This is a genomic window from Beijerinckia sp. 28-YEA-48 (genome assembly GCF_900104955.1).
Lineage (GTDB): Bacteria > Pseudomonadota > Alphaproteobacteria > Rhizobiales > Beijerinckiaceae > Terripilifer.
Genome location: NZ_FNSI01000001.1, coordinates 2,386,742 through 2,406,899, shown reverse-complemented (window position 1 = coordinate 2,406,899; position 20,158 = coordinate 2,386,742). Strand labels below are relative to the sequence as shown.

Sequence of the window (20,158 nt, the reverse complement as noted above, 5' to 3'; positions counted from 1 at the left end):
AGGATCTAAGAACATGTTCGGGAACGACGGACTTCGTATCGCTTTCGTATCTTTTGCGGCCTTCGGGCTGGCGGCTTGCCAGAGTTCTCAATCCAGTTTTCAGGGTTCGAATTTTTCTAACGAAACGAGAACGCTGGAAAAGCAGCTCAATGCGGAAGCCGTAGCTTTAGGGGCCGCTCAAGGCGCGGCGAGCCTCGCGGCATCAGCCGATCCGACCGGGATTTCCAGCTTTATCAAAGCGCCAGTTGGACTGGCTGCTCGAAACGCATTGGCGAGAAGCGCCGCCGCGCGCATGGATGCTCAACTGGCGCACGACGAACAGGCGCTCTACCGCCGTTACGGCATGAACCCAGATGGCACGCCTTCTGGAAAGAAGCCTAGCGGTGGCGATTGATCATCCACTCAGCCGGGAAAATGCGAATCCTTCACCGCTCCCTTGCGCCGATTTCGAGATGTTCTAGTGTGTTACAAACGCCGCAAGATAGCGCATCTGGGAGGAAAGAATGAAACGAGCCTGGGCTCTGGCCGCCGTCATTGTCGCCGCCCCGATCACTTTGCAGGATGTTAGCGCGCAAAGTGTCATCGCGTCTTATCCCGATCGCCCCGTGAAGATCGTCGTGCCGTTCCCGGCCGGCGGTCCCACCGATGTGATTGCCCGCTTCCTCGGGCAGAACCTTTCCGAGCAATGGAAAACAGGCGTTGTCATTGAAAATCGACCGGGCGCTAATTCCGCCATCGGGGCCGCAGTGGTCGCCAGCGCCCAGCCCGACGGCTACACGCTGCTGATGGCGATGGATACGACGCTCGTGATGAATCCAATCACGACGAGCAATCTTACCTACAAGGTCGAGGACTTCACCACGATCTCCATGGCTGCAGTCAACACCTCGATCCTCGTTGTCCCGGCCGGTGGTCCCAAGACTGTTGAGGAGTTGATTGCCAAAGGGCGGGCCAATCCCGGCAAACTCAATTACGGCGGCGGTATCATTCCGACCCGGCTCGCCGGCGTGCTCTTCAACAAGATGGCTGGAATCGACGCGGTGTTCGTGCCTTTCAAGGGCAGTTCCGATGTCGTTCAGGGCCTGCTCGACGGCAGCATCGACTATGCGGTCGATGGCGTTGCGCCGCATCTGCCTCTCATCCAGGACGGCAAGCTGCGCGCCCTCGCCAAGCTCAATAACAGGACGTTGGCATCCTTGCCGGATCTCAAGCCATTAAGTGAAACACCTGGCTTGAGGGATATCGGCGAAATGTCGACCTGGGTCGGCGTCGTCGCGCCAACGGGCACTCCCAGCGGCATCGTCGACAAAGTCCAGAAGGCGGTGGTCCACGCCACTCAGGACAAGGTCATTCAGGACAAGCTGCTGCCCCTGGGCATCGTCACCGTCAATTCGACTCCCGAGGAGTTCGCCACCTTTGTCAAGACGGAGCGGCAGAAATGGGAACCGATCCTGCGCGAGAGCGGCATCACGATGAACTGAGACGGGATGATGCCCGATCTCCCGGACTATACGATCGTCACCGATCAATCGGTATGCGTATCCCGGCCTTCTCCAGTCGCGGCAGTACTTCGGCACAAAAGTATGGCAACTCCTCAAGATAGTTGATGAAGGAGGCGCCAACGCCGCGCAGACCGGCGCGGCTCATCTCGATGAGCTGCCGGGCGACCATGTCAGGATCGCCGATGATCGGCAGGCCACCCATGCCGTTGGCGGTATGCAGGCGTTCCTTCTGGAATTCGATCTCGCCCCAGGATTGCGGCGTGATGCGGCGCTTGGCCAGGATTGAATCGACGGCCGACCAGTCGGCATTCTCGATGACGGCGTAGCGATAATAGTCCTCGGCTTCCTTCGCTGTGGGACGGCAGGTGATGACGCCGACAGTGTAAACATCGATCTCGCGGCCGATTTTCGCGGCCTCCTCCTTGACGGACTGCACGTGCCGCCGGATTTCATCAGGTTCATCTTTCGGCGCATTGGTGAAGAAGGCATTGCAATTTCTCAGCGCGAAAGCACGGCCCGCTCCAGAGGAGCCGGCATTCATAATCATCGGCTGTGAGCCGCCGAAAGGTTTCGGTTTGGCTCGTACATTCTTGAGTTTGATGAAATCGCCGTCGAAATTGAAATCCTCGGCGTCGCTCCAGGCCATTTTCACAGCGTCGATCCATTCCTGGCCGTAGGAATAGCGGGCATCGTGCTCGCGTTGGCTGACGCCGAACATGTCGAACTCGTCCTGGTTCCAGCCGACGACGAGATTGAGCCCGAAGCGGCCCGCGCCAACCAGATCGGCCGTTACATATTCCTTCGCCGCGATGATCGGATGGAACAACGGCGCATGCACGGTGCCGAAAACGGTGATGTGCTTGGTCGCCGACAGGAGCGCCGTCGCCCATGTGACCGTTTCCAGCGTGGTGCCTTGATAATCGGTATCACCGCCATAGCCCTTCCAGCGGGCGATCGGTAGCATGAAGTCGAGGCCGGCATTGTCGGCGAGCTGCGCCAGTTTGCGATTGTCAGGCCAATTGCCTGTCCACCGCTCGGCGATCTGGGTGACGGCGCGGCCGGATGAGCAATTGGCGCCGAAAAGGCCGATCTTCAGCGCATTGCCGTTGTACATCGCATTGCGTTTGCGCTGATGGGATGCGGCATCCATCGATCTTCCTCCGCCTGGTTCTTATGCGCCCAGCGCCTTGTTCGGTGACACGAGGTACCCTTCGTACCTCATTGAACGATGGGAAAAGTGCGGTCAAGGGGCAGGGGTACGTGGCTTATTCGCCCCCAACCGCCCGCTTGATGAACAGCTGCGCCTGCTATCACGACGTTTAATTGCAACGCGATGAGCTATAGATCGCACGCATTGCCGATAGCGGCGATTTTTCGATCAGGCTTCCCGCGCTTTTGCGAGATCAAGCGCCACGTCGACGATCATATCCTCCTGGCCACCGACCATGCGACGCCGGCCGAGTTCGACGAGGATCGAGCGTACATCTAGCCCGTGGGTCGCTGCGGCATTTTCCGCATGGCGCAGAAAGCTGGAATAGACACCGGCATAGCCGAGGCTGAGCGTTTCCCGGTCCACCCGAACGGCCCGGTCTTGCAGGGGGCGCACGAGATCTTCCGCCGCATCCATCAGGGCGAAGAGGTCGCAGCCATTGGCAAAGCCATAGCGTTCCATCACAGCGATCAAGGCTTCGAGCGGCGCATTGCCGGCGCCGGCGCCCATGCCGGCGAGGCTCGCATCGACGCGGGTGGCGCCCAGTTCCAGCGCCGTGATCGTATTGGCGACGCCAAGCGACAGGTTTTGATGGGCGTGCATGCCGGTTTGGGTTTCCGGCTTGAGGATGTCGTTGAAACGCTGGAACCGCTCCGCCACGCCGGCCATGGTGAGGGCGCCGCCGGAATCGACCACATAGACGCAATGGGCGCCGTAGCTTTCCATCAGCTTCGCTTGGCCAGCCAGCCTCAGCGGTTCCAGCATATGCGACATCATGAGGAAGCCGGAGACATCCATGCCGAGTTTGCGGGCAGCCTCGATATGCTGGGCGGCGACATCAGCCTCGCTGCAATGGGTGGCGACGCGCACGGAGCGCGCGCCGGCGGCATAGGCATCCTTGAGGTCGTGGATCGTGCCGATGCCGGGAATAAGCAGCGTGGTGACGACAGCTTGTTTGACCGCGCCTGCTGTCGCCTCGATCCAGTCGAGATCGGTGCGCTCGCCAAAGCCATAATTGAAACTGCTGCCCGAGAGGCCATCGCCATGGGCGATCTCAATGGCCGAGACGCCGGCGCGATCCAGAGCCTGGGCGATCTGGCGCACCTGGTCGACCGTATAGCGGTGGCGGATGGCATGCATGCCATCGCGCAAGGTGACGTCCTGCACATAGACCGTTCGCGACGGGTTGAAATCAGGCATGGTTCGCCTCCAGTCGCAGAGCCAGATTGCGCGCCGTCGTCATCGCGGCGCTGGTCATGATGTCGAGATTGCCGGCATAGGAGGGCAGGTAGTGCGCCGCCCCCTCGACTTCCAGAAACACCGAGGTTTTCAGGCCGCTGACATCGCCGACGCCGGGAATGCGCACCGGACTGTTGTTGCTGATGCGTTCGAACTGCACGCTCTGCTTCAGCCGATAGCCCGGCACATAGGCGGCGACCTTGGCGACCATGTCTTCGACAGCGCGAGCAATCTGATCTGGCTCGCCGTCGCGCGTCAGGCAATAGACGGTGTCGCGCATCAGCACCGGCGGCTCCGCCGGATTGAGAATGATGATCGCTTTGCCACGCTGGGCGCCGCCGATCTGCTCGATGGCACGCGCCGTCGTTTCGGTGAATTCATCGATATTGGCGCGCGTGCCAGGGCCGGCGGATTTCGAAGCGATGGAGGCAACGATTTCCGCATAGACGACAGGTGATTGCGAATTCACCGCCGCGACGATGGGGATCGTTGCCTGGCCGCCGCAGGTCACCATGTTGAGATTGTCACTATGGACATGCGCCTCAAGATTGACCACGGGCACGACGAAGGGGCCGAGTGCCGCCGGCGTCAGATCGATCAGGATCTTGCTGTGGGGCCGCAGGAGATCGGCATGGCGCTGGTGCGCGCCGGCTGACGTCGCATCGAAAACAATGCGGATATCCTTGAAGTCAGGGCTTTCAAGCAAGCCATCGATGCCGTGTGCCGTATGGGCGACGCCAAGCCGGCCGGCCCGCGCCAGTCCTTCGGAGGCCGGATCGATGCCGACGAGCATCGCCATCTCAAGCGGAGCCCCGTGACGCATGATCTTGACCATCAGGTCGGTGCCGATATTGCCGGAGCCGATGATCGCGACTTTGATCTGTCCCATGTCCGCTCCGATCAGCGCGCGAAGGAGACTTTGACGCTTCCGAAAGCGCCGAAGTCTGCGTCGAACGTGTCGCCGGGGCTGGCCGGCAGCATGCGCGCCAGTGCGCCGCTCATGACAATGTCGCCAGCCTTCAGGCCTTCGCCATAACGCGCGAGTGCTTGGGCCAGCCAGGCGACGGCGATCGCCGGGTTGCCGAGACAGGCTTCGCCACGCCCTTCGACAGTGACAGTGCCATTGTGCGAAAGCTGCATGGCGATCTGAGGCAGTAGCGCGAGATCGGCGGTCGAGCGCTTTTCGCCCAGCACGATCAGGCCGGCGGAGGCATTGTCGGCCACCGTGTCTTCGATCTTGATGTTCCAATCGGCGATGCGGCTGCCGCAAATTTCCAGGGCAGGGCAGACATAGTCGGTGGCAGCGATCACATCTTCCGGCGTGACGGCGCTGCCGGAGAGATCGTGCTTGAGCACGAAGGCGATTTCCGCTTCGATCCGCGGTTGCAAGACCGTGTCTTTCGCCACTTCGCCGCCATGGCGCACCACCATGTCGGCGAAAATGACGCCGTAGTCGGGCTCGTCGACTCCGAGCTGCTGCTGCACCGCCTTGGCGGTGAGGCCGATCTTGCGGCCGGCGATGCGGCGGCCTTTGGCGAGCCAGTCGCGCACGGTTTCCTGCTGCACCGCATAGGCCTCGGGGATGCCGTTCAGCTTTTCGCGCACCGGCGCGATCGGCGTCTGGCCATAGGCGGCGATGAGGTTGCGTGCCGTCGTCTCGATAACCGACATGGTTCTACCCTTATGATGAAAGCTCGACGAGACCGATGCCAGTTTTCCAGGCGCTAACCGGCTCATAGGCCAGGCGCGTGCCTTTGCTGGCTTGCGCAGCCGCAGCCGCGATCAGCCAATTGCGAATTTCCGCTGCGCCATTGCCGGCCTCAGCGATCACTTTGTCCGAGTCGAGATCGACGATGGCATCAAGCTCGCCGGCTTCAAACAGGCGCAGGAAATCCTGGTCGAAGGTCTCATTGATCAACCCGGTCTGCGGCAGGCCGACCCAATGGCTGATGCCGCCCGTGCCAACAATCGCGATGCGTTGCGCGATCGATTGTCCGCGCAGCGCTTCGCCGAGCGCCCTGCCGAAGGCGCGACAGCGCGCGTGGCTGGGGAGCGGCGGCACCGTGCAATTCACATAGATCGGCAGCAGCGGGATATCGAGATCCTTCATCAGGAAGCTGAGCGGGCAGCCGAACGCGTGATCGAGCTTCATCTCGGCCACCGAGACCACATCGAAGGCGCTGTCGATCATGCGTTTGACGATATCGTCGCCGAACGCATCGATGCCTTTGAAGGTCCGATCCGGCGTGCCAGCCTCGCCCCAGGAAGGAAACGCCGCGCCGGTGCCGATGGCAAAGACCGGCACAGCTTCATAGGAGAAGGTCATCATGTGATCGGTAGCGATGATGACGAGAACGTCGGGCCGGCTCGCCTTCAGGCTGTCGCGCAGATGCGCGAAAGCTTGAAAGACACGGTTTGCCTGGGCCTCGTCCGTGCCCGGCGGCATGCGCAACATGGCGGCCGTGTGGGAGACGCAGCTTTTCCAGACGATGTCAGCCATGATTTTCTCCTGTCGAACGGCTCAGTGCGACCGCTCGGGGTCAAAACCGGCTTTGCGGTACTCAGCGACATAGTCGATCTTCTGAAAGCCGGCGAAGTTGCGGATCAGCAGTGGGTGCAGGTGCCACGTAAGAAGTTGCGCGACGTCGCGTCGGACCACAGCGCTGATCTCCTCGGCGGCAAGCGCGAATTCGCGCGCCACCGAGGCGGGATCTTGATCAAGCCGCTGTTGCAGATCTGCGTCCTTGTCGTAGCGATACAAAAAGCGCTCAAGGCCGCGCCGCCGCACTGTCTCAGTCATCGCCTTACCACTTCAGCGGATCGATCTTGGAATAGACCTCGGATTGCAGCAGCGCCGCGAACTTCGCTTCGTCCTGGCCGATGTCCTTGGTGAGGGCTTCCCATTTGCGGATCAGTTCGACGTGCTTGGCGATGAGCGCTTCCGGATCCTTGACGCCGAGCGACTTGGCTTCCGCAGCAACAATGCCGGTTTCTTCGGCATTGAACGTGTCCATCACCGCCTTCAGCGAGTTGCCGGGCACGAAGCTGATGCCGTGTTTCTTAGCTTCCTCGATGGCGTGTTGATCTTCGACGATATGGCCGCGGATCGTCGCTGCCGCCGTCGCCTTGGGCATTTCCGACCACAAGAGCTGCTTCTGCTCCGGCGTCAGGTTCTTCCACGACGCGCCGCTCATGACGAACAGGCCGAAGGCGCGTGGCGTGCCGAGAGGCGCTTCGATGATCGATTTAATGACGTCGAGCCCATAGATGCGCACCCAGACATAGGGGCCGTGCACGCAGCCCAGCGCGCCGCGCTGCAGGCCAGGAATGCTGTCGGAGGGCGAGAGCGTCACCGGTGTCGCGCCCATCGCCTTGATGATACGCGCCGCCGTGCCAAGCGATTGCACCTTCTCGCCCTTTACGTCTTCAGGCCCCTTCACCGGCTTGGAACAGAGCAGACGATAAGGCGTCGGGCCATAGCCGGCGAGGAAGGTCGCGCCCATACGGCGATATTCGTCGAGGCATTGCGGGCAGTTGAGCATGATGGTCTCGACCGTCGCGCCGGCAATCGCCGTCGTGTCTGTGCCGAAGCCGAGCAGGTTGTAGATGGCGTTATTGGCGGCCAGTTCCTTGGTGTAGACCGTCGGCAAGATGATGCCGGCATCGATCAGATTGTCGCGCAGTGCCTGGCCGGTGCTGCGCGGGTTGACGATCTGGCCGCCCGACACGAATTTCCAGGTCAGGTCGCCCTTGGTCTTTTCCTGGATCGTCTTGAACAGCGGTTCCAACGCGTAATTGCTGCCGTGATTGGTCGGCGCCCATGAGCCGAAGACCAACTCCTTGGCGCTGGTGCTCGTGGTGCAGAACGCGGCGAACGCCCAAGACGCCGCAAACGTCAATCTCACCAGACTGCGAAACCTCATGGACCCCTCCCCATATCTCTCGTCGTCTCGTCTTGTTGTCTCGGGCGCGCAGTTTAGTCGCGCCGATCTCATATGCAACAAAATTATAGAAGACTATACTTTTATCTCTTATGGGCGTGGCAAGCTGCTGCGAAGCCCATTCGCAGGTGATTGAAAGATATTGGATTAATGGCGTGGTGGGTTTGCGCGGTTAGCGCAGGCGCACGCGCATGCGCACGAAATCACCGCGATGCAGGCCCTCGGATTCATAGACCAGGCATTCGTCCTGATCGAAAATCGAGCGCTTGAGAATCACGATCGGCGAGTTGATCGACACGTTCAGCAGATCGGCCACTTCCACATCAGCCGATCCGACCGTCACTGTCTGCTCGGCGCGTCCAAGTCGGCTGCCGAGATGGTCGTTGAGGATGCGCAGCGGTGTTGTGGTGGTGAAGCCCTTCTTACCGACGGTTTTGAAAATGCTACGCTCGACGTAACTGTTGGCGATCAGGTAGGGCACGTTGCCGCGCCGATGGATGCGGCGCAGGAATTGATACTCGTCGGCGACATGGCCGCCGCTGTGCGAGGGCGTGGGCGGCGCTTTGGCCACAACGCAATCGAGCCATTCCATCGCGATGCCGGGCCGCGTTTCGGTCAGTTCCGCCCATTCGGTGGGAATATCCAGCCACACTTCCGATTCGGGTTTGCGCAGGACGAAGGTGCCGCGCCCGCGATAGCGGCCGATCAAGCCTTCGCTTTCGAGAAAGCCGACGGCATGACGGACTGTGGCGCGCGCGACGCCGAGTTCCTCGGCGAGTTCGTCCAGCGTCGGTATCTGCTGGTTCAACGCCCACTCGCCAATTTCGATGCGGCGCCGGAACAGCGTAACAAGCTGAATATAGATAGGGGTCGCGATGCGCGTCAGTGCTTCGATCTGGCGCGAAGGAGCCGCTGACTTCGCACGACGTTTGATGGCAGCTTTTGACATTACACTGAGAGCCCCAGAAGTCCGGTTGCTGCTTATCGCCCAATCATCTGAGTCCTGCAAATGTTGATGAGCGACTAGCCGTTTCGATGAATTGTGATATATACCTATACTATTGTTCTAATACGCTTAGAACGGGAGGGGCACCAAGTGAAATCGTGGCTGGACAGGCATGTCGCCCGGCTGAGTAGCTATCTTATTGCTATTGCGGCAATTTCTTCTCTACTCATGATGGTTCATGTGAGCGCTGATCTGGTCAGTCGCTTTATCCTGGGCACCCAGGTGGAAGGCACGATCGAGATCGTTTCGGCCTATTACATGGTGAGTCTAGTGTTTTTTCCACTCGCCGCCATCGATCGTAGCACCGGGCATATCTCCGCCGACGTGTTTACGAATCTGATGTCGATGCGCGTGCGCTGGCTGGCGCAGATGTTTGTCGATGTCATCATCCTCATCTGCATGGGTGCGCTCGTCTGGTTCAGCGCCCGCGAGGCCTATCTGCGCACGCTTGATGGCGAGATGTGGCGCTCCGGCGAATTCCTCATTCCCGTCTGGCTCAGCCGTTGGTTCGTGCCCATCGGTAGCGCCGGCATGTTTCTGACCGTGCTTCTGCGCCTGTGTTCCGGCGGCCAACGTGCCGCTGCGGCTGCTCATCACTGAAACGGAATTTCCTGTGACAAATCCTCAGATCGGTCTCGCCGGCATCGCGGTGCTCCTGACCTTCATCGGCCTTGGCATGCCCATCGCCGTCGCGCTCTTCGTCGTCTCGGTGGGCGGCATCTTCTTTATTCGCGGCTGGGATGCCGCTTTCGGCTCCATCGGCAGCATGCCGTTTGATCTGTCGGCGAGCTGGACACTCTCGGCCGTGCCGATGTTCTTTCTGATGGGGGCTTTCGCCTTCAACTCCGGGATGACCATTTCCGTCTATCGGGTGCTGCGCATGTGGTTCTGGTGGGTGCCGGGCGGCCTCGCCATCGCCACCAATATGGCTGGCACGGCTTTCGGCGTGATTTCCGGTTCCAGTGTTGCCGTCACCGCCGTCATGGCCAAGATCGCCATCCCGGAAATGCTGCAACGACGTTACGACAAGGCGCTGGCGACAGCCGTTGTCGCGGCATCTGGCACGATCGATGCGCTGATCCCGCCCAGCATCATCATCATTATCTATGGCATCGAGACGGAAGCTTCGATCTCCGCGCTGTTTCTGGCCGGCATCATTCCGGGCCTGCTCACAGCGCTCATCTACAGCATCATGATCGTGGTGCGTTGTAAGATCAATCCAGAGCTGGCGCCGGTCGGCGAACGCGACTTCACTGTGGCGGAGCGGCGCGAGGCAACGCGCGACTCCTGGCCTCTGCCCGTTCTGTTCGCTGGTGTTTTCATCGGCATCTACAGCGGCGTGATGACGCCGACGGAAGCCGGCGCCGCCAGCGCTGCATTGGCTTTCCTCATCGCCATGGTGCGGCGGCAGATGACTTTGCTGGTTTTGTGGCGCAGCCTGGTTGAATCAGCGTCGGCCTCCGCCTCGATCTTCTTCATCTTCATCGGCGCGGCGCTGTTCGCCCGCTTCATGTCGATGTCGGGCGTGCCGTCGTTTCTCGGCAATGTCGTCGCTGAATATTCGCCGTCGCCCCTTGGCTTCGTGCTGATCATCAGCGCGGTTATCATCCTGCTTGGCATGTTCCTGGAAGGCATCGGCATTCTGCTAATCGTCGTGCCGATCATCGTGCCGATTTGCAAACAGCTCAATATCGATCTGGTCTGGATCGGCATGTTGGTCATCAAGCTGATCATGATCGGCCTATTGCATCCGCCGATCGGCCTACAGGCCTTCGTGGTCAAGAGCGTGGTCGGCGATACGGTGCCGCTGATGACCATCTTCCGTGGGCTGCTCTGGTTCCTCGCCGCCGAAGTGGTGATCGTCGCCCTGATGATCGCTTTCCCCAGCATCACCCTCTGGTTGCCGCACCAGTTCGGCTATCATTAAGCGGTAGCTGGATTGCGTCGTTGCTTCGTCGTAGCGAGCCAGTGGCTCAAACGCATGGAGCATTCTACCACGCGCCCCTGGATCCCCGCTCAGTCGCTCCGCGGCTGTCGGGGATGACACCAAGGTGTCGCCTTCTCTTCGGTAGCGTTATGACTGCGCTGTTTGAGCCGCAGTGTCATCCCCGACGCGCTTGGCGCGATCGGGGATCCAGGAGCGTGTGGTAAAGCCTGGAAAGTGGCTACGCAGAGACTCTATGAGTTGCTTCGTCGCTGCGCTTCTTGCAATGACGGTGTGGGGCAAACAAAAAAGGCCGGGCGCAATGCCCGGCCTTCTTATTTGGACTATGCCGCCTGTCTTCAAGCCGGCACGGGCTTGCCGAGATGGCTCTCGAAGAAGGCGAGGGTCTGAGCCCAGCTCACCTTCGAGGCCTCGGCGTGATAGTTCGGATGGGTATCGTCGTGATAGGCGTGGTTGGCGCCGGGATGACGATAGAAGCGAACCGGCTGCTTCGCCTGGGCGAGAGCCGCTTCAAGCTCCACCTGTTCCTGCGGCGGCACCGCGGTGTCCTTCTCGCCGAAATGCACGTCGAGCGGGCAAGACAGCTGCGGGGCGACAGCGATGCGTGAGCGGGGCTTGTTGTCGAGGCGCCATTCCGGCGGCACGATCGCCGTCGGATAGAAGGCGACTGCTGCTTTCACCCGGTTGGTCTGGCCGCAGATCCAGTCGAGCATCGTGCCGCCGCCCATGCAATAGCCGAGCGCGCCGACACGCTGCATGTCGACACAGCCGAGCGAGGCGAGATAATCGCAACCGGCTTCGAGATCGGGCACGGCCTGTTCGTCGCGCGCTGCCACGAAGGCCTTGCGGCGGCGATCCTCCACATCGACGAAATCCTGCGGCGGTCGCCCGCCGGCGCGGCTGAACAGATCGACGGTCAAGGCGACATAGCCGAGATCGGCGAGGCGCTTGGTGACGTCCTGGCGATGTTCAATCACGCCGAGGTTCTCGTGTACCATGACGATCGCCGGCAATCCTTTCGCATCGCCTTTCGGCTTCGCCAGATAGCCACGAATGTCGTCGCCGCCGCTCTTGAACTCCACCCAGCCGCAATCGACCTTGCGGTCCCACCGCGGGGGTAGGGGAAAAATCGGTGCCATGAAGTCCTCTCAGTTCCTGATTTCGACGTCGACGAGCGGTTGTTCGCCCTTCAGCTTGATTTCGAGATCGAGCAGGCGCGCGCAATGCGGGCAGGCAAAGCGCATGGCTTCGATCTCAGTATGCAAGGTGATGCGAGGCCCGAGCTCCTCAGCTGATGTGACTGCTTGATGGGCATAGTCCTTCCAGTTCTCTCCGGCAGGGGCGATGGCCTCGCCGCAGTCGCAGCGGAAGTAAGTCTTGCCCTTGATGCGCTGGAACGAGGCGGCATCGCCGAAACGGGCGACGAGATCGCCTGCGGCATCGCGCGCCGGCTTGTTCGCCAGCGTCTTGGGGGCTGGCCAAGACCGACGTTCGGTGCGCATGGCGTCGCGCAGCTTCAGCGTTTCCGCCTCATCCACGGCGCCGTTTGCTTGCAGGACGACGCCATAGATGGTGCGCGCCATGGCTTGTGAGACAAAGCCATAGTGCACGTCTTCGGCGACGAGTTTGGCGATACGTTCGATCGGATCGCCCCAGCCGGCGCCAGCGCTTGGCCCGCATTCGTAGATATCGCTGGCGTTGATCGGGATCGAGCCCGACACCTTGGCTGGCAGCGTTAACACTTCGCCGGCGATATCGGACGTATCGAAGGGCATCTCGCCGGCGGCGATCATCTCGTCGGCGTGGGCGTCTTTCAGGAAGCGGCGGCGGTTGCAGCCGCTGGGATAGCCGCCGAACAGGCCGAAGGAGGTCGGCGATTCATAGCAATGGCAGGCAAGCCGCAGGTCCATGTGATCGATGTCATGCAGCACATAGCCGACACCGACGCTGGCGCCGCCACGGTTGCGGCCGGGGCCGGCCGAGTCGGACGTGAACTTCCGATAGAGATAGAGGAAGGGGCCGATCTGCTCGTTGGCTTCGACGTTCTGGAGGCGCAGCGCCGGAATATGACGGTGCCCCTGCGGCGTCAGGCCGTCGCGATGGGAATAGGCGCCGCCGCCGACATAGATCATGTCGAGCAGCGCGCCGTGGAAATGCTCGCCATATTGGTTGTGGCCGAAGAAGGCATAAAGGTCCGGTCCGCCGTTTGGCGAGGCCTGCGCCTCGTGGATGTAATCCTTGTCGGTGGCGGCCAGGCGCGACAGCGCCGCCGTCGCCACGGTCTCGACCAGCCACATGGCGCCAAGCGGCCCCTGACTCACAGGTGCTGGGAAACGCGCTGAGACGATCGAGCCCGGCCGGCTCACCAGCTTCATCGGCCGGAACACGCCCTCATTCCACGGCAGATCATAGGCGAGGATCGGCAGCATGGCGGCGCGCACGCCAGCCAGCAGGCCGCCTTCGGTGCAGTTCATGAAGCGCGGCGCCTGATCGGCCGATTGGGAGAAGTCGAGCGTGATCTCGTCGCCCGTCTTCGTCAGCTCAACATGGATGCGATAGAGCTTGTTCTCCTTGCCGTCGTGATCGAGGAAGGTCTGGGCGCGGTAGATGCCATCGGGCAGTTTGGCCAGGCGCTCGCGCACGGCTCGCTCCGACATGTCGATGGCTTCGTCCATCACCGACAGCACTGTGTCGATGCCATATTGATCGATGGTTTCCTGCAGGCGGCGCAGGGCCACCTTGTTGGCTGCCATCATGCCGCGGAAGTCGAGGCTCATATTGGTCGACAGGCGCGACATGCCGGTGATCATCGCCAGAATGTCTTCGCGGAACTCGCCATCCTCAACGATGCGCAGCGGCGGCACCAGCATGCCCTCTTGCAACACATCGGTCGCCTCCGGGAAGGAGCCGCCCGGCGCCATGCCGCCGACATCGAGCTGATGACAGCACACGCCAATCCAGCCGATGCGCTGGTTGCCATGGAACACCGGTGCTACCAGGCCGAAGTCGGGCGCGTGCAGCGAGCCCTTATAGGGATGGTTGACCAGGAACATGTCGTTGGGGCGAATGCCGGGCTTTGCTGTGCAATCGGCAATGATGCTTTTCACCATTTCCGCCACGGACGCTGCATGCAGCAGCACTGTCTTGCCCATGGTGACGATTTCGCCATGGGCGCGGAAAATGCCGGTGTTGAAGTCGGTCGCCTCGTTGACCAGCGGCGAGCCGGAGATCGCCTGCAAGGTGGCGCCCTGTTCGTCGGTGATCGAGGTCAGGCGGTGATGAATGACCTGAAAGGTGATCGGATCGACCTTCACCCGGTCGTAGTCATAAACGTCGGAGCGCGGCGGCGTCAGTGTATCGGTGCTCATTGTCTCAACCCTTCAAATGAATGAGCAGATTGCCAAACGGTTCGATTTCGGCGCGATGGCCAACCCCGACGACGATGGTCGTGTCGGGCCGTTCGACGATGGCGGGCCCTTTAATGGGATGGCCCGGGCTCAAATCTTCCCAGCGATAGACCGGCGTTTCCTTGAAACCTTCGCCGTAGAAATAGACCCGGCGCGTGCCAGCCGATTTGGCCGGTGCGTTGCCGGCCTTCAGCCGGCGCGGATCGGGCCGCTGCACAGGCGTCAGTCCTTCGACTCGCTGGGTGATGAATTCGACGCCGGACATGCGCAGAGCCGTGCCTTTGCCGTAGATCTGCTCGTAGCGCTGCTCGAAGCTGTCGACGAGCGCGTCGATCGCTGCCGCATCAAGCCGGCTCGATGGCACATCGACCTCGATCTGATGCACCTGCTGACGGAAGCGCATGCCGATGAGGCGCTTGATCTGCGTGCCATCACCAAGCGCTTGACGGCATTGGGCGACGAGTTGGTCGAAGCCATCGTTCAGCTTGCCGGCATCGATGTGATCGGAAGCACGCTTGAAGCGAGCCGGCGCATGTTGGCCGAAGGCGAGCGAGAAGGAACGATGCCGATCGGCGGTCACCGTGCCGAAGGCCGAATGGCCGGACGCGGTTTTGGGTACCACCACGGTCGAAATGCCAGCCACCGAGCTATAGTGATAGGCATGGGTCGGGCCAGCGCCGCCATAGGCGAAGACGACGAAGTTACGCGGGTCATAGCCCGAGCGCGTGGTGACGCGGCGCAGCAGGTCGGCCATCTGGTTGTTGGCGACCTCGCGGATGCCAGCGGCGGCTTCATGCAAAGTGAGGCCGAGCGGCTTGGCGATGTGATCGTTGATTGCGCGCTCGGAAGCGGCGATGTCGAGATCCATCTTACCGCCCAGAAAGTAAGCCGGATCGATCATGCCAAGCACCACGTCGGCATCGGTGATCGTTGGCTCTGTGCCGCCGCGCCGATAGCAGGCGGGGCCGGGCACAGCGCCGGCGCTCTCCGGGCCGACCATCAGATGGCCGGCATGGATGCGCGCGATCGAACCGCCGCCGGCGCCGATCGCCGTTACCTTGATCGAGGGAAGGGCCACGTGGAAACGTCCGACCTCGCGGATGTTTTCTAAGAGCGGCCGGCCATCGACGATAACGCCGACGTCGAAACTCGTGCCGCCCATGTCGGTGGTGAGAATATTGTCGTAGCCGAGCTGCTCACCGAGTTTTAGCGAGGCAAGCACGCCGCCGGCCGGGCCCGAGGTCAGCAGATTGGCCGCCTGGAAAGCCGCTTCGCTGGCCGGCAGCACGCCGCCGCCCGATTCCATGATCGAAATCGGCCCGTTGAAGCCAGCCGTGCGGATCGAGTTCTCAAGCCCGCTGATATAGCGGTTGATGACCGGGCCGAGATAGGAGTTGATGCAGGTCGTCGAGGTCCGCTCATATTCGCCGAGCACGGGAATGAGCGACGACGAGATGGTGACGAACACATCCGGCGCGATCTCATGGACCAGTTCGGCGAGCCGGCGTTCATGCGCGGGATTGCGGAACGACCAGAGCAGGGTGATGGCGATGGCTTCCACCCCGGCATCGACCAGCCGTCTGATGCTGGCGCGCGCCGCTTCCTCGTCGAGCGCCATGATCACCGCGCCCTTATAGTCGACACGCTCGGTGATCGGCTCGATCAGGTCGATGTCGACCAGCGGCTGCGGCGTCGAGCGTTCGGAGAAATGCGCAATTTCGTGATCGGACAGGCCGGCCCAGCTCGCCATGCAACGCTGGATGCGCAGGGTGTCGCGGAAGCCGCGCGTCGTCAGCAGGCCGGTCTTGACGCCCTTGCGTTCGATGAAGGCATTCGTCGCGGCCGTCGTACCATGGGCGAAATAAGCCAGTTCCGAGATCAGCTTGTCGCGGGTCACGCCCTTGGCTTCGGCCGCCAGGGTGAAGGCGTCGAGCACGCCGCGCGTGCGATCATCGGGTGTTGTGGGAGCCTTGACGATGGTGACATCGCCGATATCGTCCAGCATCACCAGATCGGTGAACGTGCCGCCAATATCCGTACCTACGTAATACGCCATAGCGCTTTCCTCTGATGGTCTGGTCACCGCCAGAACCCATGTTGCAGTGTTACAAATTTCTGACCTTACGGTCGGACGAGTTCCTCACGGCGCCAGTGCGATGACGTCGAGGGCGAAATGCGCCTTGCCGCCTGGCGCCGCATTGGCGTCCGCCACACAGACGGCGATGCGTGCCGGCGGATCCTGGGGAAAGAACTCCATCCACGCTTGATGGAACGGCGTGCGCTTTTCCAGATCGTGCAGGTAAAGCGTCACTTTCACTACATGGGCCAGGGTGGCGCCCGAGGCGGCAAGGATAGCTTCAAGATTCTTCAGTGCCTGGCGCGCCTGGGTCAGAGGATCATCGCTCATGCCGCCGCCTTGCTCGCGGCCGCGTACGGCCGAGAGAAACAGAAAGCCACCGGCCCGGACGCCCGGCACCATGCCGGCCATGCGTTCGGGTGCCTCGGGTGATTGCGCCATGGATTGGCGATCGAGCTGTGCCCCCACGTTTGCCTCCCGCAATGTGCTTGTTATTGGCCGAGAACGAAGCGCTTGATGATGTCGCTGACCACATCGGGCTTGTCGGTCTGCACTTGATGGCCGGCATCGGCGATCCAGTGGAATTTCACGTCAGGCAGCAGCGGCTCGAGCTTATGGCCGGTTTCGGGCAACGCGAACGGGTCTTCATTGCCCCAGACGAAGATCGTCGGCAGTGTCTTCGTCAATTTCGGCAGGCTGTCGCGCAGGTTCATGTGCATCGACAGAACCGGATGCTTGTTGAGGCCGCCGGTGGCTTTGAGGAAGCGATCCATGGCCTCCATGGCGCCCGGCCGCGTGGCGCTGGCCTGGCGGCGGGCGATCAGCTCGTCGGTGATCTTGGAGCGGTCGACCACAAGGCCTTCGAGCATTTTGCGCATCGCCTGCGGCGTGCCGTCATAGCCCATCAACGCCCGCATGGCGTCGGTCGGCGCCTGTTCTAGGCCCATGGACTGGCCGATGGTGAGCGAGGAGATCAGCACCATTTTCTCGATGCGCTCGGGATTTTCAAGCGCGTAGCGCGCGGCGGCGAAAGCGCCCTGCGAGTTGCCGAGAATGGTGAAAGTGTCGAGACAGAGCGTGTCGACGAAATCGCGCGCCTGATCAACGCGATTGAGCAGGCCATGGGGCGTCGGCGCCGAGACGTCGGTTTCGCCATAGCCGCCGATGGAATCTGGCGCGACGACGCGGAAATGTTCCGACAGCGCTTCCATCAACGCGCCCATGCCCGATTGTCCGGAAGAGCCGTGGCCGCCGCCATGCAGCATGACGATCACCGGGCCGTCGCCGCCGGCCTCCATGTAATGGGTCCTGACGCCGTTCACCTTCACCCAGCGCGAACGTAGTCCGCCGCCTCCCTTGCCCATCGCATCCTCCGCATGATCGCAGACATCGTTTCTGAGGCGACCGGCATAGGCGATGCGTGGCGGCTTGGCAATCTAAATTTATAAAAGACTATAAGATTATCCCTTTGTGATGCCGAAAGTGATTGAAAGTGCTGCCATTCAGGGAGAAGGTGAAAATATTAGGTCTGTTTTCTCGCGCCGGAGAGAGGCGTTGATAGGCCTAATGTGATAACAAGCTATCACATTAAGCGGGCTCGGGACGACAGCAGATTTTGTCTCATGGCCGAGCGAGAACGCAGCATTGGCCCGCTTGGAGGCACTTAGAAAAACAAATTGAATTCGAGCCATTTCTTCCACGCCGACGACGCCAGGATCGAAATTACGGGCAAGGCCGCAGACGACTGCCATCGCCTTACAAAGTATCGTTACGGGCGCCCAAGCTCGCGAGGCGCAGGAGGCCTGGGAGTCTATCTCTGACACGATGGCTCATTGAGCGCGCCGGAGAAAGAAATTGCTGTGCTTGATGCGTCGGCGGCTTGGCTAGAAGCTGAAATTTACCAACGATTAACCATTCGCTGGGTACATCGTGGCAACTGAATATTTACCAAGATGACCAACGTGTTAACACAACCTCGGCCTATCCGCCTCAAGGGGCGCAGTTTTCTTGCTTTGGCTTTGACGCCCGAACAGCCTTTCGAGGACTGGCTGGAGCGGCTCGACCATTTGGCGTCGCGTTCCACCGGCTTCTTCCGGCGTCGCCCCGTGGTTCTCGATATCAATGGGTTAGACATCGATCGGTCGCAGCTGCGCGAACTCATCGACAAGCTCGGCGAGCGCAATGTGCGAATCATGGGCATTGAGGGCGCGCGTCCGTCCTTGCTCGGCGCGGATCTGCCTCCGGCGATGGCGGACGGGCGTCCGGCTTCGGACATCGAAGCGCCGAGCGGCGATGAGAGTGTGGAATCGAAGCCCGCGGGAGCAGCTGCTCCTGCCGCGCCGCTGCCACTGAAGGCGTTGCCGTCCATGCTCATGACAGAACCGGTCCGTTCGGGGCAGTCGATCATCTTTCCCGAAGGCGATGTGACAGTCGTCGGCTCGGTCGCTTCGGGCGCGGAGATCGTCGCCGGCGGCTCGGTCCACATCTATGGGACGCTCAGAGGGCGGGTGATGGCCGGAACGATGGGCCATGCTTCAGCGCGCATCTTCTGCAGCAAGCTTGAAGCCGAGCTGATCGCCATCGACGGTTACTACCAGACAGCCGAGGATCTCAAACCCGATCTGCGCGGAAAGGCCGTCCAGTTCTGGCTGGAAGGCGACACATTCAAAGTTGGATCACTCGCCTGAGGCGATGGCGCGTCCACATAAACAGGAGAGTTCAATGGGCAAGGTCATCGTGGTTACATCGGGCAAAGGCGGCGTCGGCAAGACGACCTCCTCTGCGGCATTGGGCGCAGCCCTTGCCCGCGACGGCGACAAGGTCGTGGTCGTTGATTTCGATGTCGGGCTGCGCAACCTCGATCTCGTCATGGGCGCCGAAAGGCGTGTTGTGTACGACCTCGTCAACGTTATTCAGGGCGAGGCCAAGCTGACGCAGGCGTTGATCCGCGACAAACGGCTTGAGACGCTCTATCTGCTCCCGGCCTCGCAAACGCGCGACAAGGACAACCTGACGGCCGAAGGCGTCGAGACCGTCATTGGCGCGCTGAAACAGGCCTTCGATTGGGTCATCTGCGACAGCCCTGCCGGCATCGAGCGGGGCGCTACGCTGGCGATGCGCCATGCGGACATTGCCATCGTCGTGACCAACCCGGAAGTCTCTTCGGTGCGCGATTCCGACCGCATCATTGGCCTGCTCGATTCCAAGACGCTTAAGGCCGAGACAGGCGATCGGATCGAAAAGCATTTGCTCCTCACCCGATACGATCCGGTCCGGGCCCAGCGCGGCGACATGTTGAAAGTCGACGATGTGCTTGAGATTCTTTCGATCCCGCTGCTCGGCATCGTTCCAGAGAGCATGGATGTGCTGCGCGCTTCCAACGTTGGATCGCCCGTAACACTGGCGGACGAGCGCAGTGCGCCTGCGATCGCTTATTTCGATGCCGCGCGCCGGCTCAAGGGGGAGACTCTGCCGATTACCATTCCCGGCGAGAAGCGCAGTTTCTTCGGAAAGTTCTTCGGAAGGAAAGTGGCATGAACCTGCTCCGTTTTTTCTCCCGTCCCCAGTCCGCTCCAGCGGCACGCGAAAGGCTCCAGGTTCTACTGGCCCACGAACGCGCGGCTGTTGGCGACTCCGATCTCATCACGAAGCTGCGCGACGAAATTTTGCGCGCCATCTCGAAACATATGCAGATCGACGACGAAAAGGTCAGTGTCCGCATGGAACGCGGCGCTCAGGTCTCGACGCTGGCGGTGGATATCGAAATTCCGTTCGACACGGGCAAAAGGGCTGCTTGATAAGAGAGCTGCCTGAAACAGCTTTGATTGATAC

20 protein-coding genes are annotated in these 20,158 nt (G+C 61.2%); 7 read left to right on the top strand and 13 right to left on the bottom strand.

Going from position 1 to position 20,158, the window contains the following annotated elements:
* Positions 1-13 precede the first annotated feature (13 nt).
* Together BLW50_RS11335 and BLW50_RS11330 are read left to right on the top strand one after the other, a co-directional pair.
* The gene (locus BLW50_RS11335) at positions 14-394 is read left to right on the top strand and encodes a hypothetical protein (RefSeq protein WP_090701932.1); all 381 of its coding nucleotides are present in this window, start codon (positions 14-16) and stop codon (positions 392-394) included.
* A 109-nt stretch (positions 395-503) separates the two neighbouring features.
* Positions 504-1,481 carry a Bug family tripartite tricarboxylate transporter substrate binding protein gene (locus BLW50_RS11330; RefSeq protein ID WP_090701930.1) on the top strand — a complete coding sequence of 326 codons (978 nt, stop codon included), beginning with the start codon at positions 504-506 and terminating at the stop codon, positions 1,479-1,481.
* A gap of 37 nt (positions 1,482-1,518) precedes the next feature.
* Here the strand turns inward: BLW50_RS11330 and BLW50_RS11325 are convergent, their stop codons facing one another.
* The 8 genes from BLW50_RS11325 to BLW50_RS11290 all read right to left on the bottom strand — a co-directional run bounded on the left by BLW50_RS11325 (position 1,519) and on the right by BLW50_RS11290 (position 8,841).
* On the bottom strand, positions 1,519-2,652 hold the full coding sequence (locus BLW50_RS11325; RefSeq protein ID WP_090701927.1) for an LLM class flavin-dependent oxidoreductase: 1,134 nt from the start codon (positions 2,650-2,652) through the stop codon (positions 1,519-1,521).
* A gap of 228 nt (positions 2,653-2,880) precedes the next feature.
* Positions 2,881-3,912 (bottom strand): 4-hydroxy-2-oxovalerate aldolase, encoded by a 1,032-nt coding sequence (gene dmpG, locus BLW50_RS11320; protein WP_090701923.1) that lies wholly within the window; start codon positions 3,910-3,912, stop codon positions 2,881-2,883.
* Positions 3,905-4,840, bottom strand: coding sequence for an acetaldehyde dehydrogenase (acetylating) (locus BLW50_RS11315; RefSeq protein WP_090701921.1), 936 nt, complete (start codon positions 4,838-4,840; stop codon positions 3,905-3,907). Before BLW50_RS11315 ends, dmpG begins: the two co-directional genes overlap by 8 nt.
* Positions 4,841-4,851: 11 nt before the next feature.
* On the bottom strand, positions 4,852-5,622 hold the full coding sequence (locus tag BLW50_RS11310; protein WP_090701918.1) for a 2-keto-4-pentenoate hydratase: 771 nt from the start codon (positions 5,620-5,622) through the stop codon (positions 4,852-4,854).
* A gap of 10 nt (positions 5,623-5,632) precedes the next feature.
* Positions 5,633-6,451, bottom strand: coding sequence for a DODA-type extradiol aromatic ring-opening family dioxygenase (locus tag BLW50_RS11305; RefSeq protein ID WP_090701916.1), 819 nt, complete (start codon positions 6,449-6,451; stop codon positions 5,633-5,635).
* Between the two features lie 21 nt (positions 6,452-6,472).
* A complete protein-coding gene (locus BLW50_RS11300) occupies positions 6,473-6,751 on the bottom strand; it encodes a hypothetical protein (RefSeq protein WP_090701912.1) in 279 nt (92 codons plus the stop codon).
* 4 nt (positions 6,752-6,755) lie between these two features.
* Positions 6,756-7,874 carry a TRAP transporter substrate-binding protein DctP gene (dctP, locus tag BLW50_RS11295; protein ID WP_170850111.1) on the bottom strand — a complete coding sequence of 373 codons (1,119 nt, stop codon included), beginning with the start codon at positions 7,872-7,874 and terminating at the stop codon, positions 6,756-6,758.
* A 190-nt stretch (positions 7,875-8,064) separates the two neighbouring features.
* Positions 8,065-8,841 carry a GntR family transcriptional regulator gene (locus tag BLW50_RS11290; RefSeq protein WP_090701906.1) on the bottom strand — a complete coding sequence of 259 codons (777 nt, stop codon included), beginning with the start codon at positions 8,839-8,841 and terminating at the stop codon, positions 8,065-8,067.
* Between the two features lie 237 nt (positions 8,842-9,078).
* On the opposite strand from BLW50_RS11290, the gene BLW50_RS11285 reads away from it, so the two are divergent.
* Together BLW50_RS11285 and BLW50_RS11280 are read left to right on the top strand one after the other, a co-directional pair.
* Positions 9,079-9,498, top strand: coding sequence for a TRAP transporter small permease (locus tag BLW50_RS11285; RefSeq protein ID WP_170850110.1), 420 nt, complete (start codon positions 9,079-9,081; stop codon positions 9,496-9,498).
* Positions 9,499-9,511: 13 nt separating this feature from the next.
* A complete protein-coding gene (locus BLW50_RS11280) occupies positions 9,512-10,825 on the top strand; it encodes a TRAP transporter large permease (RefSeq protein WP_090708992.1) in 1,314 nt (437 codons plus the stop codon).
* Positions 10,826-11,181: 356 nt separating this feature from the next.
* Here BLW50_RS11280 and BLW50_RS11275 read toward each other — a convergent pair whose 3' ends face one another.
* From BLW50_RS11275 to BLW50_RS11255, 5 genes are all read right to left on the bottom strand, one after another.
* A complete protein-coding gene (locus BLW50_RS11275) occupies positions 11,182-11,982 on the bottom strand; it encodes a dienelactone hydrolase family protein (RefSeq protein ID WP_090701900.1) in 801 nt (266 codons plus the stop codon).
* A 9-nt stretch (positions 11,983-11,991) separates the two neighbouring features.
* Complete coding sequence (locus tag BLW50_RS11270; RefSeq protein ID WP_090701897.1) at positions 11,992-14,211, bottom strand: hydantoinase B/oxoprolinase family protein; 2,220 nt, start codon at positions 14,209-14,211, stop codon at positions 11,992-11,994.
* Between the two features lie 4 nt (positions 14,212-14,215).
* Positions 14,216-16,306, bottom strand: a complete 2,091-nt coding sequence (locus BLW50_RS11265; protein ID WP_090701894.1) for a hydantoinase/oxoprolinase family protein — start codon at positions 16,304-16,306, stop codon at positions 14,216-14,218.
* Positions 16,307-16,390: 84 nt separating this feature from the next.
* Positions 16,391-16,795 carry a RidA family protein gene (locus tag BLW50_RS11260; RefSeq protein ID WP_139267574.1) on the bottom strand — a complete coding sequence of 135 codons (405 nt, stop codon included), beginning with the start codon at positions 16,793-16,795 and terminating at the stop codon, positions 16,391-16,393.
* 23 nt (positions 16,796-16,818) lie between these two features.
* Positions 16,819-17,691: an alpha/beta fold hydrolase gene (locus BLW50_RS11255; protein ID WP_090701888.1), complete on the bottom strand. Its 873-nt coding sequence runs from the start codon at positions 17,689-17,691 to the stop codon at positions 16,819-16,821.
* 588 nt (positions 17,692-18,279) lie between these two features.
* On the opposite strand from BLW50_RS11255, the gene minC reads away from it, so the two are divergent.
* The 3 genes from minC to minE are packed head-to-tail and all read left to right on the top strand — an operon-like array spanning position 18,280 to position 20,124.
* The gene (gene minC / locus BLW50_RS11250; protein WP_090701884.1) at positions 18,280-19,014 is read left to right on the top strand and encodes a septum site-determining protein MinC; all 735 of its coding nucleotides are present in this window, start codon (positions 18,280-18,282) and stop codon (positions 19,012-19,014) included.
* 34 nt (positions 19,015-19,048) lie between these two features.
* Positions 19,049-19,864, top strand: a complete 816-nt coding sequence (minD, locus tag BLW50_RS11245; protein ID WP_090701880.1) for a septum site-determining protein MinD — start codon at positions 19,049-19,051, stop codon at positions 19,862-19,864.
* On the top strand, positions 19,861-20,124 hold the full coding sequence (minE, locus tag BLW50_RS11240; protein ID WP_090701877.1) for a cell division topological specificity factor MinE: 264 nt from the start codon (positions 19,861-19,863) through the stop codon (positions 20,122-20,124). Before minD ends, minE begins: the two co-directional genes overlap by 4 nt.
* The last annotated feature ends 34 nt before the right edge of the window (positions 20,125-20,158 follow it).

What these genes read in the sequence shown, in the direction of transcription:
- BLW50_RS11335 (WP_090701932.1), top strand. Translation starts at nt 14, where the DNA reads ATGTTCGGGAACGACGGACTTCGTATCGCTTTCGTATCTTTTGCGGCC.
- BLW50_RS11330 (WP_090701930.1), top strand. Translation starts at nt 504, where the DNA reads ATGAAACGAGCCTGGGCTCTGGCCGCCGTCATTGTCGCCGCCCCGATC.
- BLW50_RS11325 (WP_090701927.1), bottom strand. Translation starts at nt 2,652, where the DNA reads ATGGATGCCGCATCCCATCAGCGCAAACGCAATGCGATGTACAACGGC.
- dmpG (WP_090701923.1), bottom strand. Translation starts at nt 3,912, where the DNA reads ATGCCTGATTTCAACCCGTCGCGAACGGTCTATGTGCAGGACGTCACC.
- BLW50_RS11315 (WP_090701921.1), bottom strand. Translation starts at nt 4,840, where the DNA reads ATGGGACAGATCAAAGTCGCGATCATCGGCTCCGGCAATATCGGCACC.
- BLW50_RS11310 (WP_090701918.1), bottom strand. Translation starts at nt 5,622, where the DNA reads ATGTCGGTTATCGAGACGACGGCACGCAACCTCATCGCCGCCTATGGC.
- BLW50_RS11305 (WP_090701916.1), bottom strand. Translation starts at nt 6,451, where the DNA reads ATGGCTGACATCGTCTGGAAAAGCTGCGTCTCCCACACGGCCGCCATG.
- BLW50_RS11300 (WP_090701912.1), bottom strand. Translation starts at nt 6,751, where the DNA reads ATGACTGAGACAGTGCGGCGGCGCGGCCTTGAGCGCTTTTTGTATCGC.
- dctP (WP_170850111.1), bottom strand. Translation starts at nt 7,874, where the DNA reads ATGAGGTTTCGCAGTCTGGTGAGATTGACGTTTGCGGCGTCTTGGGCG.
- BLW50_RS11290 (WP_090701906.1), bottom strand. Translation starts at nt 8,841, where the DNA reads ATGTCAAAAGCTGCCATCAAACGTCGTGCGAAGTCAGCGGCTCCTTCG.
- BLW50_RS11275 (WP_090701900.1), bottom strand. Translation starts at nt 11,982, where the DNA reads ATGGCACCGATTTTTCCCCTACCCCCGCGGTGGGACCGCAAGGTCGAT.
- BLW50_RS11270 (WP_090701897.1), bottom strand. Translation starts at nt 14,211, where the DNA reads ATGAGCACCGATACACTGACGCCGCCGCGCTCCGACGTTTATGACTAC.
- BLW50_RS11265 (WP_090701894.1), bottom strand. Translation starts at nt 16,306, where the DNA reads ATGGCGTATTACGTAGGTACGGATATTGGCGGCACGTTCACCGATCTG.
- BLW50_RS11255 (WP_090701888.1), bottom strand. Translation starts at nt 17,691, where the DNA reads ATGGGCAAGGGAGGCGGCGGACTACGTTCGCGCTGGGTGAAGGTGAAC.
- minC (WP_090701884.1), top strand. Translation starts at nt 18,280, where the DNA reads ATGACCAACGTGTTAACACAACCTCGGCCTATCCGCCTCAAGGGGCGC.
- minD (WP_090701880.1), top strand. Translation starts at nt 19,049, where the DNA reads ATGGGCAAGGTCATCGTGGTTACATCGGGCAAAGGCGGCGTCGGCAAG.
- minE (WP_090701877.1), top strand. Translation starts at nt 19,861, where the DNA reads ATGAACCTGCTCCGTTTTTTCTCCCGTCCCCAGTCCGCTCCAGCGGCA.